Here is a 13,960-nt window from a genome sequence, read left to right on the forward strand (position 1 = left end):
CCAACGTTCTCGAGAACAACTCATCAGAGGAGCCCCCCATGGCGGATTCACCGCTCGCAGCAGCCAACATCGGCGTCGTCGGACTCGCGGTCATGGGGTCCAACCTCGCCCGCAACCTCGCGAGCCGTGAAGGCAACACCGTCGCCGTGTTCAACCGCTCGGCCGAGCGCACGCGCACCCTGGTCGACGAGCACCCCGAGGCCGGGTTCGTCGCCTCCGAGAGCTACGACGACTTCGTCGCCTCGCTCGCGAAGCCCCGCACCGCGATCATCATGGTGCAGGCCGGCAAGGGCACCGACGCGGTCATCTCCGAGCTGGCGAGCCGCTTCGAGCCGGGCGACATCATCGTCGACGGCGGCAACGCGAACTTCCACGACACCATCCGCCGCGAGAAAGACATCTCGCCCACCGGCATCCACTTCGTGGGCGCCGGCATCTCGGGCGGCGAAGAGGGCGCCCTCAACGGCCCGTCGATCATGCCGGGCGGCTCGAAGCAGTCCTACGAGACCCTCGGCCCCATCCTCTCCTCGATCGCTGCGATCGCCGAGGGCGAGCCGTGCGTCACCCACGTCGGCACCGACGGCGCCGGCCACTTCGTGAAGATGGTGCACAACGGCATCGAGTACGCCGACATGCAGCTCATCGCCGAGGCCTACGACCTCATCCGCCAGGGCACGGGCAAGAGCCCCGCCGAGATCGCCGACATCTTCGCCGAGTGGAACACCGGCGAGCTCGAGAGCTACCTCATCGAGATCACCGCCGAGGTGCTGCGCCAGACAGATGCCGCGACCGGAAAGCCGCTCGTCGACGTCATCCTCGACGAGGCCGGCGCCAAGGGCACCGGCGCGTGGACCGTGCAGAACGCCCTCGACCTCGGCGTTCCGACCTCGGGCATCGCCGAGGCCGTGTTCGCGCGAAGCCTGTCGTCGAAGCGGGCCCAGCGCGAGGCATCGGTCGACCTTCCGGGCCCCTCGACCGCCTGGACCGTCGACGACGCCGACACTGACGCGTTCATCGAAGACGTGCGCCAAGCCCTCTACGCGTCGAAGATCATCGCCTACTCGCAGGGTTTCGACGAGATCATCGCGGGCGCCGAGCAGTTCGGCTGGGATGTCAAGAAGGGCGACATCGCCAAGATCTGGCGGGCCGGTTGTATCATCCGCGCCCGGTTCCTGAATCGCATCGCCGAGGCGTACGCCGACGACCCCGGCCTGGTCGCCCTCGTCGTCGCACCGTACTTCCGCGACGCCGTCGCGGGTGCGCAAGAGAGCTGGCGCCGGGTGGTGGCGGCGTCGGCCGCGTCGGGCATTCCGACGCCGGCGTTCTCGTCGTCGCTCGCATACTACGACGGCCTCCGCGCGCCGCGCCTGCCCGCCGCCCTCGTGCAGGGCCAGCGCGACTTCTTCGGCGCCCACACGTACAAGCGCGTCGACAGGCCGGGTGTCTTCCACACGCTGTGGTCGGGCGACCACAGCGAGATCGAGACCACGCCCTCGTCGCACTGAGCCAGGTCCGCGCGCGTCGCGGTCGTGCGTCGGTCATGATTGAGTCATGAGCGAACCGGCGCGCGGCCTCGACGACGAGCCTCACGACGACCGCCCCGTCTACGGCGAGCGGCGTCGGCGGGCGCTGCGCATCACGGTGCTCGTCGCACTGGGTGCGCTGGTGCTGCCGCTGATGCTCTCGGCATACGGCGTCGCCCGCTCGGCGGCCGATCGCGCCTGCGCGGTCTACGTCGAACGGTTCGACACCGACGCCGCCGCGTTCCGGGTGTCGTTCGAGCTGTTCGGCGAGGGCGGTCCCGGCTGGGAGTGCTCGGCCGTGTCTGCAAGCGGAGTGGCGACTCCGCTCGCCAACCTCGGCGTGCTGCCGTCGGCCCCCCGTCCGATCACCCCAGACGAACGCGGTACCTGAGCGCGGGTCATCCGTCACCGCGTCGCCGGCCGCGCACCAGCGGCGCCACTCACGCCTCGGGCAGGAACACCCGCTTGTACGTGCGCCCGTCGGGCAGCTCGACGGTGCGCGCCTCGAGCAGTCCACGGGTGACGCGCTGGTAGATCGCCTGCGGGGTGACGCCGAGCTGCCGCGCCGCATCGGCGACCGAGAGCCCGGGCAGGTCGGTCGGCACGCTCGACGGCCGTTCGCGCTTGCGCTTGCGACTGGCCTCCTGCCGCGCCGCAATGGTCTCGTCGTCGCCCGACCACCGGTACTTCGCCGCCGACGGGCTGAGCCCGGCGGCGTCGGCGACGTCGTCCCAGCTCGCGCCCGCGTCGAGGGCTTCGCGAACCGCCGCGAGCGACGCCGGGTCGGCTTCGAGGGCGGCGATCAGCGAGCGGATGCCGCGGAGTCGGTCGAGCGCCGTCGTGCCGGTCGGCCCCCGCGTGCCGTCGGCGCCGTGCGCATCGAGCGCGTCGAGCGCCATCAGCTCGGCGAGCGCCCGGGCCGACTCGGTCGAGAGGAAACCCATGCTCAACCGTTCAGCAGGCTGTTGCGCACCTCGCGACGCAGCACCTTGCCGATGAGCGAGCGCGGCAGGTCGTCTGCCTGCACCACGCGCTTGGGCACCTTGTAGGCGGTGAGACTGTCGCGGGCGAACCCGCGGATCGCATCCGCGTCGAACGTCGCGCCGTCGCGCAGCACGACGACGGCGACGACCTGCTCGCCCGAGTGCTCGTCGGGCAGGCCGACCACCGCGCAGTCATCGACGTCGGGGTGGGCGCGAAGCGCCTCTTCGACCTCGCTCGGCGCCACATTGAAACCGCCCGTGATGATGAGCTCTTTGATGCGATCGACGATGCGCACGAAGCCGTCGGCATCGATCGACACGATGTCGCCGGTGCGGAACCACGGCGCGCCGCCGTCGGGGTCGGCGACGAACACCGCTTCGGTCTCTTCGGGCTTCTTCCAGTACCCCGAGAACACCTGCGGGCCGCGCACGACGAGTTCGCCCTCGGCGCCCGGTGCGACGTCGGTCATGGGGTCGTCGGGGTCGACGACGCGCGCCTCGGTAGAGGGCAACGGCATGCCGACGGTGCCGGCCTTGCGGGTCGGCGCCACGGGGTTCGCCATGAGCACGGGCGAGCACTCCGAGAGCCCGTAGCCCTCGACGAGGTACCCGCCGCTCGCGGCCTCCCAGGGCTCGACGACCTCGGCAGAGAGCGGCATCGCTCCCGAGATCGCGATCTGGATGCCGTCGAGCGACACGCCCTCGGCCGCCGCGGCCTTCGTGAGCCGGTCGTAGATCGGCGGCACGGCGGGCAGGAACGTCGCCGGATGCTTCTTCACGACCTTGAGCACGAGGTCGGGGTCGAACTTCGGGAACAGCACGAGCCGCGCTCCCATGCTCATCGCGAACGTGAGGCAGAGCGTGAGCCCGTAGGCGTGGAACATCGGCAGCACCGCGTAGACGACCGATGTGCCGCGCGGCACGTCGGGCACCCACGCGCGCGCCTGGGCGGCGTTCACGAGCAGGTTCGCGTGCGTCAGGGTGGCGCCCTTGGGGCTGCCGGTCGTGCCGCTCGTGTACTGGATGAGGGCGACGTCGTCGACGGCGGGCGCGATGATGTGCGGGTCGATGGCAGCGGATGCCGCGAGCTCATGCCAGGGCATCGTGCCACGCACCTTCGTCGTGAGGGCGGCGCGCGACTCGCGCGCCTTCGCCACGGGCAACCGCAGCATCGCGCGCATCATGAACGGCATCGCACGGGTGACGTCGACCGAGATGATGTGCGGCACCGCGACATCGGGCGGGAATGCCTGGATGGTCTCGACGACCTTGTTCCACGCGATGACGACCGTGGCGCCGTGGTCTTCGAACTGGTGGCGCAGCTCGCGCGGCGTGTAGAGCGGGTTGTGCTCGACGACGATCGCGCCGAGCCGCAGCACGGCGTAGAACGCCACGATGTGCTGCGGGCAGTTCGGCAGCACCAGTGCGACGGGGTCGCCCTTCTGCACCCCGAGCAGGCGCAGCCCCTCGGCGACGCGCTCGATCTCGGCTCCGAGCTCGGCGTAGGTCGTGGTGCGCTCGAAGAACTCGAGCGCGACATTGTCGGGGTACTGCTCGACCGAGGCGCGGATGAGGTCGTACAGCGAGCCCTCGGGCGCGTCGACGTCGTGGGGCACGCCCTCGGCATAGCTCGCGAGCCAGGGCCTGGGGGTCGTGATCGCCATCGCGTTGCCCGCCTACGCCGCGCCGTCGAACATGCTCGTCACCGAGCCGTCTTCGAACACCTCGTGGATGGCTCGCGCGAGCAGCGGCGCGATCGGCAGCACGGTGAGCCGGTCCCAGCGCTTCTCTTCGGGGATGGGCAGCGTGTCGGTGACCACGACGCGGTCGATGAAGTCGGACTGCAGGATCTGCGTCGCGGGGTTCGAGAACACCGCGTGGGTGGCCGCGACGACGACCCCGATCGCGCCGTTGGCCTTGAGCGCCTCGGCTGCCTTGACGATCGTGCGACCGGTGTCGATGAGGTCGTCGACCAGCAGGCAGACGCGGCCTTCGACGGCACCGACGATCTCGTGCACCGACACCTGGTTGGGTACGAGCGGGTCGCGGCGCTTGTGGATGATGGCGAGGGGCACCCCGAGCTTGTCGCTCCAGATGTCGGCGACGCGTACGCGGCCCATGTCGGGCGAGACGACCGTGAGGGTCGAGGGGTCGAGCGAGTTCTTGAACTCCTCGAGCAGCACCGGCATGGCGAAGAGGTGGTCGACCGGGCCGTCGAAGAAGCCCTGGATCTGCGCGGCGTGCAGGTCGACCGACATGATGCGGTCGGCGCCGGCGGTCTTGAACAGGTCGGCGACGAGGCGGGCCGAGATCGGCTCGCGGCCGCGGCCCTTCTTGTCTTGCCTGGCATACGGGTAGAACGGTGCGACCACGGTGATGCGCTTCGCGCTCGCACGCTTGAGCGCGTCGACCATGATCAGCTGCTCCATGAGCCACTCGTTGATCGGCGACGTGTGCGACTGGATCACGAACGCGTCGCAGCCGCGCACGCTCTCGTCGTAGCGCGCGTAGATCTCACCATTGGCGAAGGTGCGCGCATCGGTCGGGACGAGCTCTGAGCCGAGCTCCTCGGCGATCTCGGCGGCGAGCGCGGGGTGTGCGCGGCCGGATACCAGCACGAGGCGCTTCGATCCGGTGGTCTCGATTCCCGACATGGGGTGTGTCCTCTCCACCGGTACGGGCCGGTGCGTCAGTCGGTGGCTGCGTCGTGCGATGCGGGGCCGGATGCCTCGTCGGCGGCCTCGGCCGCCTGAGCGGCCGCGGTGCCGGGCCGGTGCGTCTGGACCCACCCCTCGATGTTGCGTTGCGGGGCCACGTTCACGGCGAGCGCGCCCGCCGGAACGTCTTTTCGGACGACCGTGCCGGCGCCCGTGTAGACCCCGTCGCCAATCCTAACGGGCGCGACGAAGACGCCGTGCGAACCCGTGCGCACGTGCGACCCGATCTCGGAGTGGTGCTTCTTCACGCCGTCGTAGTTGGCGAAGATCGATCCGGCGCCGATGTTCGACTGCTCGCCGATGGTGGCATCGCCGACGTACGAGAGGTGCGGCACCTTGCTGCCCTCGCCGATCTTCGCGTTCTTCGTCTCGACGAACGCGCCGATCTTGCCGTCGGCGCCGAGCACGGTGCCGGGCCGCAGGTACGAGAACGGGCCGACGGATGCCCCGGCACCGACCACGGAGAGGGTGCCGTCAGTGCGCTTCACCTCGGCGTCGCGGCCGATCTCGCAGTCGACGAGTGTCGTGTCGGGGCCCACGATCGCGCCGGTCTCGATGACGGTGGCGCCCTTCAGCTGCGTTCCCGGTCGGATCGTGACGTCGGGCTCGATGCGCACCGTCAGATCGATCCACGTGGTCGCGGGGTCTTCGATCGTCACGCCGCCCAGCTGCCAGCCGCGCACGATGAGCGCGTTGAGACGTGCGGCAGTCTCGCTGAGTTGGGCACGGTCGTTGATGCCCGCGACGAGCCACGGCTCTGAGACGGGCACGGCCTCGACCTCGGAGCCCGCAGCGCGCAGCAGCCCGATGACGTCGGTGAGGTACTTCTCGCCTTGGGCGTTGTCGGTTGTGAGGTTCGCCAGCTGGTCGCGCAGGGCTGCCGCCCCGAAGGCGTAGATGCCCGCGTTGATCTCGGCGATGCGTCGCTCGTCATCGGTCGCGTCCTTCTGCTCGACGATGCGGTCGAACCGGCCGGTGATGTCGCGAACCACACGGCCGTAGCCGGAGGGGTCGTCGTAGATCGCCGAGAGCACCGACGCCTGCGCGGCATCGGTGCGGTGCTGCTCGAGGAACGCGGCGAGGGTGTCGGCGTTGAGCAGCGGCACGTCGCCGTTCAGCACGAGCACCTCGCCGTCGAAGTCGGCCGGAAGCGCGGCGATCGCCTGCTCGACGGCACGGCCGGTGCCGGGGACCTCGTCTTGGTCGACGATGACCGTGCCGGGCAACTCGGCCTCGACGGCGGCCGCGACCAGGTCGCGCTCGTGGCGCACGACGGCGACGACGTGCGCGGCGTCGAGCGTGCGTGCGGTCGCAAGCACATGCGCGACGATGGGCGCACCCGCGAGCGGGTGCAGCAGTTTGGGCGTCGCGGACTTCATGCGGGTGCCCTGCCCGGCGGCGAGCACGATGATGGCGAGGTTCTGGTCCATGCTCCGCCACCAGGATTCGAACCTGGTCCTCACAGCTCCAAAGGCTGTCGTGCTGCCGTTACACCATGGCGGACCACTCGCACCCGTTCGGGAGATTCGAGCGCCCTCCAGTCTGCCAGACGCGGACGGGACATCCGATTCGACGATTCATGGTCGCACCCTTGAAAGGTGACCAAATAGTCACGTATTCTGTCGATGATGGATGATGACGACGCGGTGTTCAAGGCGCTCGCCGACCCGACGCGGCGGCGGCTGCTCGACCACCTGTTCGAGCACGACGGGGCACGCCTTTCCGACCTCGAGGGCCTCGCTGAGATGACGAGGTTCGGCGTGATGAAGCACCTGCGAGTGCTCGAAGACGCCGGGCTCGTGGTCGCACAGCGCTCGGGGCGCGAGAAGCTGCACTACCTGAACGTCGTGCCGATCCGGCTCATCCACGACCGATGGATCGACAAGTACCGGGCCGGGCCGGCCTCGTACCTCGCCGAACTCAAGCGAGAACTGGAGCAGGAGTCATGACCGAGGCAAGGCAGATCTACCACGTGTTCATCCGCGCGACCGCCGAAGACATCTGGCAGGCGATCACGAATCCCGAACGCACGGTGCAGTACTTCTACGAGACCGCGATCGAGGTCACCCCCGAGAGGCGCACGTCGGTGTGGCGCGACGAGGACATGGGCACCGACGCCGTGCTCGAGTTCGACCCGCCCAGGCGTCTCGTGCACGAGTGGCGCTCATCGTACGACCCCGACACCGCCGACGAGCCTGCGAGCCGGGTGACCTGGCAGATCGAGCCGCGCGGCGACAGGCTCTGCCTGCTCACGCTCACGCACGACCGGCTCGAGGCGTCGCCCAAGACCGCCGCCGACGTGAGCGGACCCGGCTGGATGTACGTGCTCAGCTCGATGAAGACGCTGCTCGAGACCGGCGCCGGGTTGCCGCGAGCCGACTGAGCGGGCGGGGCGCGCCCCGTGCCCGGCTGTCGGCGATGGCCGCGATAATGGCTGCATGACCGATGCTGACGAGGTCGACCGCATTGTCGACGACTGGGAGCGCGAGCGACCAGACCTCGACTTCGCGCCGCTGCAGGTGCTGTCGCGCGTGGCGCGGCTCGCGAAGCACCTCGATCGCGCCCGGCGCGAAGCGTTCGCGCGGTCCGAGCTCGAGGCATCCGAGTTCGACGTGCTCTCGGCGCTGCGCCGGGCGGGCTCGCCGTACCGCCTCTCCCCCAAGCAGCTCCTGCAGCAGACGCTCGTGTCGAGCGGCACGATGACCAACCGCATCGACCGGCTCGTCGAGCGCGGACTCGTGTCGCGGCAGACCGATCCCAACGACGGCCGCGGCATCCTCGTCGAGATGAGCCAGGCGGGGTTGACGCGCGTCGACGCGGCCATCACCCGGCTCGTCGACGCCGAGTCGGTGCTGCTGCGCAGCCTGCCCGCGGCCGAGCAGAAGCGGCTCGCCGACCTGCTGCGAAAACTCAGCCTCGGGTTCGACTGAGGCGCTCGCTCCGCCCTCTGGGAGCAACGTTCGCCCGCGAGAGCAACCTTCGTCGGTTGCTCTCGCGGGCGAACTTTGCTCCCGTGCAAGCCGCGCGAACGACGAGTCGCTACCGCCGCAGCACCTTGCGTGCGAGCCAATTGCCGAAGAACTGCACGACCTGCACGAAGATCACGATGAGAATCACCGCTGCCCATGTGATGACGGGCTCGAACTGCCGATAGCCGTACACCAGCGCGAAGTTGCCGAGGCCGCCGCCGCCGATGTAACCGGCGACCGCGGTCATGTCGATGATGGCGACGATCACGAAGGTGTAGCCCAGGATCAGCGGGCCGAGCGCCTCGGGAAGCACGACCGTGCGCATGATGCGCACAGGTCCCGCGCCCATCGCCCTGGCCGCCTCGATCACGCCCGGCGACACCGTGAGCAGGTTCTGCTCGACGATGCGCCCGATCGCGAACGACGCGGCGAGCGAGAGCGCGAAGATGAGCGCGTTGTTGCCGATTCCGGTGCCGACGACGAGCCTCGCGAGCGGCTGCACGGCCGGGATGAAGATGATGAACGGGATCGGCCGGAAGAAGTTGATCACGACGTTGACGACGTTGAACACGACCTTGTTCTCGAGCAGGCTGCCCGGCCTGGTCGTGTAGAGCGCGACGCCGATGAACAGGCCGAGGATGCCGCCGAAGAACAGCGTGAGCGCCACCATGTAGAGCGTCTCGGCGGCGGCGACCCAGAACTCGCTGCCGAGTTCGAACAGGCGATCCATCAGGCAACCTCCGTCACGTCGACGCGTTCGGCGATTCGGGCGAGCGCGGCATCGGTCGCGTCATCCGTGCCCCTGATCGCGAGGGTGAGATGCCCGAACGCGCGCCCCTGGATGTCGTTGATGCCGCCGTAGACGAGCTCGAACTCGAGGCCCGCGGTCGCGAGCTCGAGGAACACGGCCGCCTGCGAGGCATCGCCGTCGCGGAACGAGATCGTGACGATGCGACCCGTGTGCCGTTCACGCAGTACCTCGAGTTCGGCGGGCGACGGAATGCCCTTGACGACCGTCGACACGAACCGTTGCGACGACGGCACCTGCGGGTTCGAGAACACGTCGAACACGTCGCCGTTCTCGACGACGCGGCCGCCGTCCATCACCGCGACCTTGGTCGCGATCGACTGGATGACGTCCATCTCATGTGTGATGACGATCATCGTGATGCCGAACTCCCGGTTCGCGCGCTTCAGCAGCGCGAGCACCTCTTGGGTCGTCTCGGGGTCGAGCGCGCTCGTCGCCTCGTCGGCGAGCAGGATCCGCGGCGAGGTCGCCAGTGCCCGCGCGATGCCGACGCGCTGCTTCTGACCGCCCGAGAGCTGGTCGGGATAGCTGCGCGCCTTGTCGGTGAGACCGACGAACTCGAGCAGCTCGTCGACGCGGGCGGCGATCTCGGCCTTCGGGCGGCCGGCGACGGTGAGCGGGTAGGCGACGTTCTTCCACACCGTCTTCGAGTTGAAGAGGTTGAACTGCTGGAAGATCATGCCGATGCCGAGCCGCATCTCGCGGAGCCGGCGCTCGGGCGTGCTCGTGATGTCGGTGTCGTCGACGACGATGCTGCCCGACGTCGCGGGCTCGAGCGCATTGATGAGTCGCACGAGGGTCGACTTTCCGGCGCCCGAGTAGCCGATGATGCCGTAGACGTCACCGGCCTCGATGTCGAGCGAGACGCCGTCGACGGCGACGATCTGGTCGCCGCCCTTCTCGGGCGAGGGATACGTCTTCGTGACGTCACGGAGTGCGACGAGCGGCATCCTGGATCTCCTTCAGACCTGGCGGTCTCGTGGAACGCGCATCGGGCGGCGCGACCGTTCCGGTCGCCACCGCCCGTGCTGCGTGCTGGTCAGCTGAGCCGATCAGCCGTTGGCTTCGGTGTCGGACTCGACCTTGGCGAGCGACTCCTCAAGGTCGGCGACCGGTGTCTGCAGCGCGACCGCCGTGTTGCCCGAGGACTCGAGCAGGCCTGCCTGCACGTCTTCGTCGGTCTGGAAGATCTCGACGAGCTTCAGGTAGGTCTCGTTGTCGGTGTCTTCGGCGCGCGTGGCGAAGATGTTCACGTAGGGCAGCGCGTTCGGGTCGCTCGGGTCGTCCTGCGCGATGGCGTCTTCGAAGCTGAGGCCCGCATCTTCGACGAAGTCGTTGTTGATGATCGCCGCGGCGAGGTCGGGCAGCGAGGTCGGGGTGAGCGACGCCTCGAGCGCGGTGACCTTGACCTTCGACTTCGCCTCGTCGACGTCGGCGAGGTCCGAGAAGATCGTGCCGCCGCTCTTCAACTCGATGAGGCCGGCCGACTGCAGCACGAGCAGGCCGCGCGCCTGGTTCGACGCGTCGTTCGGCACGGCGACCGTCTCGCCCTCGGGGATGTCCTCGACCGAGTCGTACTTCTGCGAGTAGAGGCCGAGCGGGTAGATCGCGGTCGAGCCGATCGGCGTGAGGTCTTCTGCGGCCGACACGTTGTAGTCGGCGAGGTACACGATGTGCTGGAACTGGTTGAGGTCGAGTTCGCCCTCGGTCGTCGCGGGGTTGGGCTGGGCGTAGTCCGAGAAGTCGACGATCTCGACGGTGATGCCCTCGGCGGCCGCGGCCTCTTCGAAGGCGGGCCACTGCGCATCGCCCGCGCCGACGACGCCGATCTTGACGACCTCGCCCGAGGCGTCGCCCTCGCCGGCGGCAGGCGACGCGCAGGCGGCGAGCCCGAAGAGGAGCGGTGCCGCGACGAGTGCGGCGATGAACGTGGAGCGCTGTGACATGTGAGTGGTTCCCTTTCGCGTTTTGGCGCGCCGCGATCGAGTGCTGGTCAGCAGGTGGGAGGCAGAGCTGCGCCCCTGTTCGTGACAGTGGGAGGGCGACGATGCCGCGAGCGCGGGCGCAACTCCTACGTTAGGCGAAGATTCTTTCCTCACCGCACGCGGCGGTCACAGTGGGTCACAGATTCTGCGACGCTACCCCTCGAGAAGTTCAGATACTTCGAGCCAGCGCGTTTCGAGATCGGCGACGGATGCCTCGAGCCGCGCCAGCTCGTCGCCGAGTGCCCCGAGCCCGACGTAGTCGGACTGGTCGTGACGCGCGAGCTTCTCGTGCTGGGCGGCGATGTCGGCCTGCAGCCGCTCGAGCTTGCGGTCGATCGAGCTGAGCTCCTTCTCGGCGTTGCGCCGGTCAGCGCCCGCGAGTTGTGCCTCCGCCGGTCGAGTAGGCGCGCCCTCGCCGTATCGAGACCCCGTCGCAGCCCGCGCCGCATCGACACCCTTGCGCAGTTCGAGGTACTGGTCGACGCCGCGGGGCAGGTCGCGCAGGTGCCCGTCGATGATCGCGAGCTGCCGGTCGGTGACCCGCTCGATGAGGTAGCGGTCGTGCGAGACGACGAGCAGCGTGCCGGGCCAGGAGTCGAGCAGGTCTTCGATGGCCGCGAGCATGTCGGTGTCGAGGTCGTTGGTCGGTTCGTCGAGGATGAGCACGTTCGGCTCCTGCAGCAGGATCAGCAGCAACTGCAGGCGCCGCTTCTGCCCGCCCGAGAGGTTCTTCACGGGCGTCGACAGCTGCGCGTTCGAGAACCCCAGGCGCTCGAGCAGCTGCCCGGGCGTGAGCTCGACGGCCTTCGACCCCACGCCGACGGCGTAGCTCGTGCGCTGCTCTGCGACGACGGCACTCACGCGTTGGTCGGCCCATTCGGTGAGCTCTGCGAGCTCTTGGCTGAGCGTCGCGATCTTCACGGTCTTGCCGCGCTTCACCCGCCCGGTCGTCGGCTGCACCGCCCCGGTCACGAGCCCGAGCAGCGTCGACTTGCCGGCGCCGTTCACGCCGAGGATGCCGGTGCGCTCCCCCGGTGCGATGCGCCACTCGAGTTCGTGCAGCACGGTCTTGTGGTCGTACACGACCCCCACGTCGATCAGATCGACCACATCTTTGCCGAGCCGTGAGACGGCGAGCCGGTTGAGCTCGACCGGGTTGCGCACCGGCGGCTCGTTCTCGATGAGCTGGTTGGCCGCCTCGATGCGGAACTTCGGTTTCGAGGTGCGCGCGGGGGCGCCGCGCCGCAGCCACGCGAGCTCTTTGCGCATGAGGTTCTGCCGCTTCGCCTCCGATGCCGCGGCCATGCGATCACGTTCGACCCGCTGCAGAACGTACGCGGCGTAGCCGCCGTCGAACGGCTCGACGATGCCGTCGTGCACCTCCCACGTGGCGGTGCAGACCTCGTCGAGGAACCACCGGTCGTGGGTGACGACCACGAGCGCGCCCGCGTTCGCCGCCCACCGCCCTTTCAGGTGCCCCGCGAGCCACGCGATGCCCTCGACGTCGAGGTGGTTGGTGGGCTCGTCGAGGAACACGACGTCCCAGTCGCCGACGAGCAGCGCGGCGAGCCCGACCCGTCGTCGCTGCCCACCCGAGAGGCTCGCGATCTGCGCGTTCCACGGGACATCCGCAAGCAGCCCGGCGATGACGTCGCGCACCTTCGCGTCACCCGCCCACACGTGCTCTTCGATGTCGCCGACGACCGCCTCGGCGACCGTCTTCCCGGGATCGACGACATCGGCCTGGTCGAGCATGCCGATTCGGATGCCGCCACGCAGCGTCACCCGACCGCCGTCGGGCTCGAGGCGACCCGCGAGCAGCTTCAGCAGGGTCGACTTGCCGTCGCCGTTGCGGCCGACGACGCCGATGCGGTCGCCCTCGTCGATGCCGAGGGTGACCTCGTCGAAGACGGTGCGCGTCGGGAACTCGAGGTGCAGGCGCTCGGCGCCGAGGAGGTGTGCCATGTCCTGACGAGCCTAGTCGCCGCGCTGCGCGGCGAACTCAGTTCGGCAGCACTCGCGCCCCGTGCACCGGCCCGTGCACGTGCACCGCCGTGAGCCGCGCGGCAGACAGCGCGACCTGCAACTCGATGGCCGTGTCGGCGTCATCGACCAGGAAGGCCACGGTCGGCCCCGACCCCGAGACGAGCCCGGCGAGCGCGCCGTGCGCCTCGCCGAGTTCGAGTATGCCGCCGAGACCGGGTGCGAGCCCGAGGGCAGCAGCCTGCAGGTCATTGTGCAGTACCTCGGCGAGCAGACGCGCATCGCCGGCCCGCAGGGCCTGCAGCACCGCGGCGTCGACCGTCGGTGCCGCGTCGCGCAGGTCGAGTGGGGGGAACGCCTCGCGCCGCCGATCGAGCTCGCGGTACACCCCGGGCGTCGACAGGCCGAACTCGGCGATCGCGAGCACCCAGTGGAACGACCCCGTGGCGAGCGCCGGGCTCAGCCGGTCTCCGCGCCCGGTGCCGATGGCGGTTCCGCCGGTGAGGGCGAACGGCACGTCGGCGCCGAGCTTCGCGGCGAGCGCGTGCAGCTCTTCTTTGGGCAGCGCCGTGCCCCACAGCGCGTCGCACGCGACGAGTGTCGCCGCAGCATCGGCCGAGCCCCCGCCCATGCCGCCGGCAATCGGCACGTTCTTCTCGATCTCGAGGCGCACGCCGCCGGGAACCCCGACCGTGCGTGCGAGCAGTTTCGCGGCCTTGATCGCCAGGTTGGTGCCGTCGGTGACGAGGCCCGAGGTGTCGATCGAGCCGCCGAAGCTGACGCTGAACTCGTCGTCGTTCCACGCGCGCACGTCTTCGTAGAGCGAGACGGCCTGGTAGGCGGTGGCGACGTCATGGTATCCGTCAGGCTGTGCCGCGCCGACGCGCATGAACAGGTTGATCTTGCCGGGCGCCCGCACGTGCACTGCCTCGTCGGCCCAGGCGATCGTCATGCGTCCACGCTATCCCACGGGCCGGCGCCCGAGCCGGAGG

The 13,960-nt window shown here is 69.4% G+C and carries 14 protein-coding genes and 1 tRNA gene; 5 read left to right on the top strand and 10 right to left on the bottom strand.

The window, feature by feature from the left end:
- Nucleotides 1-38: 38 nt before the first annotated feature.
- Nucleotides 39-1,505, top strand: a complete 1,467-nt coding sequence (gene gndA / locus ABD164_RS17255) for an NADP-dependent phosphogluconate dehydrogenase (RefSeq protein ID WP_344297804.1) — start codon at nt 39-41, stop codon at nt 1,503-1,505.
- Between the two features lie 46 nt (nt 1,506-1,551).
- On the top strand, nt 1,552-1,914 hold the full coding sequence (locus tag ABD164_RS17260; RefSeq protein WP_344297806.1) for a hypothetical protein: 363 nt from the start codon (nt 1,552-1,554) through the stop codon (nt 1,912-1,914).
- A gap of 49 nt (nt 1,915-1,963) precedes the next feature.
- On the opposite strand, the gene ABD164_RS17265 is transcribed toward ABD164_RS17260, so the two are convergent.
- From ABD164_RS17265 to ABD164_RS17285, 5 genes are all read right to left on the bottom strand, one after another.
- Nucleotides 1,964-2,467 (bottom strand): hypothetical protein, encoded by a 504-nt coding sequence (locus tag ABD164_RS17265; protein WP_344297808.1) that lies wholly within the window; start codon nt 2,465-2,467, stop codon nt 1,964-1,966.
- Nucleotides 2,468-2,469: 2 nt separating this feature from the next.
- Nucleotides 2,470-4,170: a long-chain-fatty-acid--CoA ligase gene (locus ABD164_RS17270; RefSeq protein WP_344297810.1), complete on the bottom strand. Its 1,701-nt coding sequence runs from the start codon at nt 4,168-4,170 to the stop codon at nt 2,470-2,472.
- A 12-nt stretch (nt 4,171-4,182) separates the two neighbouring features.
- Nucleotides 4,183-5,160: a ribose-phosphate diphosphokinase gene (locus ABD164_RS17275; protein WP_344297812.1), complete on the bottom strand. Its 978-nt coding sequence runs from the start codon at nt 5,158-5,160 to the stop codon at nt 4,183-4,185.
- Nucleotides 5,161-5,195: 35 nt separating this feature from the next.
- Nucleotides 5,196-6,653 carry a bifunctional UDP-N-acetylglucosamine diphosphorylase/glucosamine-1-phosphate N-acetyltransferase GlmU gene (gene glmU, locus ABD164_RS17280; protein ID WP_344297814.1) on the bottom strand — a complete coding sequence of 486 codons (1,458 nt, stop codon included), beginning with the start codon at nt 6,651-6,653 and terminating at the stop codon, nt 5,196-5,198.
- A gap of 1 nt (nt 6,654) precedes the next feature.
- Nucleotides 6,655-6,726 (bottom strand) — tRNA-Gln (locus ABD164_RS17285).
- 125 nt (nt 6,727-6,851) lie between these two features.
- Between ABD164_RS17285 and ABD164_RS17290 the strand changes: the two genes are divergently transcribed.
- From ABD164_RS17290 to ABD164_RS17300, 3 genes are read left to right on the top strand one after another with little or no spacing between them, the layout of a single operon-like run.
- Nucleotides 6,852-7,172 (top strand): ArsR/SmtB family transcription factor, encoded by a 321-nt coding sequence (locus tag ABD164_RS17290; protein WP_344297816.1) that lies wholly within the window; start codon nt 6,852-6,854, stop codon nt 7,170-7,172.
- Nucleotides 7,169-7,606 carry an SRPBCC domain-containing protein gene (locus ABD164_RS17295; RefSeq protein WP_344297818.1) on the top strand — a complete coding sequence of 146 codons (438 nt, stop codon included), beginning with the start codon at nt 7,169-7,171 and terminating at the stop codon, nt 7,604-7,606. The genes ABD164_RS17290 and ABD164_RS17295 overlap by 4 nt, the downstream gene beginning before the upstream one ends.
- 55 nt (nt 7,607-7,661) lie before the next feature.
- Nucleotides 7,662-8,153, top strand: a complete 492-nt coding sequence (locus tag ABD164_RS17300; protein ID WP_344297820.1) for a MarR family winged helix-turn-helix transcriptional regulator — start codon at nt 7,662-7,664, stop codon at nt 8,151-8,153.
- A gap of 109 nt (nt 8,154-8,262) precedes the next feature.
- On the opposite strand, the gene ABD164_RS17305 is transcribed toward ABD164_RS17300, so the two are convergent.
- From ABD164_RS17305 to ABD164_RS17325, 5 genes are all read right to left on the bottom strand, one after another.
- Entirely contained in the window at nt 8,263-8,922 is a 660-nt protein-coding gene (locus tag ABD164_RS17305) for a methionine ABC transporter permease (RefSeq protein ID WP_344297822.1), read from the bottom strand.
- A complete protein-coding gene (locus tag ABD164_RS17310; RefSeq protein WP_344297824.1) occupies nt 8,922-9,950 on the bottom strand; it encodes a methionine ABC transporter ATP-binding protein in 1,029 nt (342 codons plus the stop codon). The genes ABD164_RS17305 and ABD164_RS17310 overlap by 1 nt, the downstream gene beginning before the upstream one ends.
- Before the next feature lie 102 nt (nt 9,951-10,052).
- Nucleotides 10,053-10,946, bottom strand: a complete 894-nt coding sequence (locus ABD164_RS17315; RefSeq protein ID WP_344297826.1) for a MetQ/NlpA family ABC transporter substrate-binding protein — start codon at nt 10,944-10,946, stop codon at nt 10,053-10,055.
- A gap of 192 nt (nt 10,947-11,138) precedes the next feature.
- Nucleotides 11,139-12,950, bottom strand: a complete 1,812-nt coding sequence (locus ABD164_RS17320) for an ABC-F family ATP-binding cassette domain-containing protein (RefSeq protein WP_344297828.1) — start codon at nt 12,948-12,950, stop codon at nt 11,139-11,141.
- Between the two features lie 37 nt (nt 12,951-12,987).
- Entirely contained in the window at nt 12,988-13,920 is a 933-nt protein-coding gene (locus ABD164_RS17325; protein WP_344297830.1) for a 4-(cytidine 5'-diphospho)-2-C-methyl-D-erythritol kinase, read from the bottom strand.
- Between the last annotated feature and the right edge of the window lie 40 nt (nt 13,921-13,960).

The sequence above is a fragment of the Agromyces neolithicus genome (assembly GCF_039529735.1).
Lineage (GTDB): Bacteria > Actinomycetota > Actinomycetes > Actinomycetales > Microbacteriaceae > Agromyces > Agromyces neolithicus.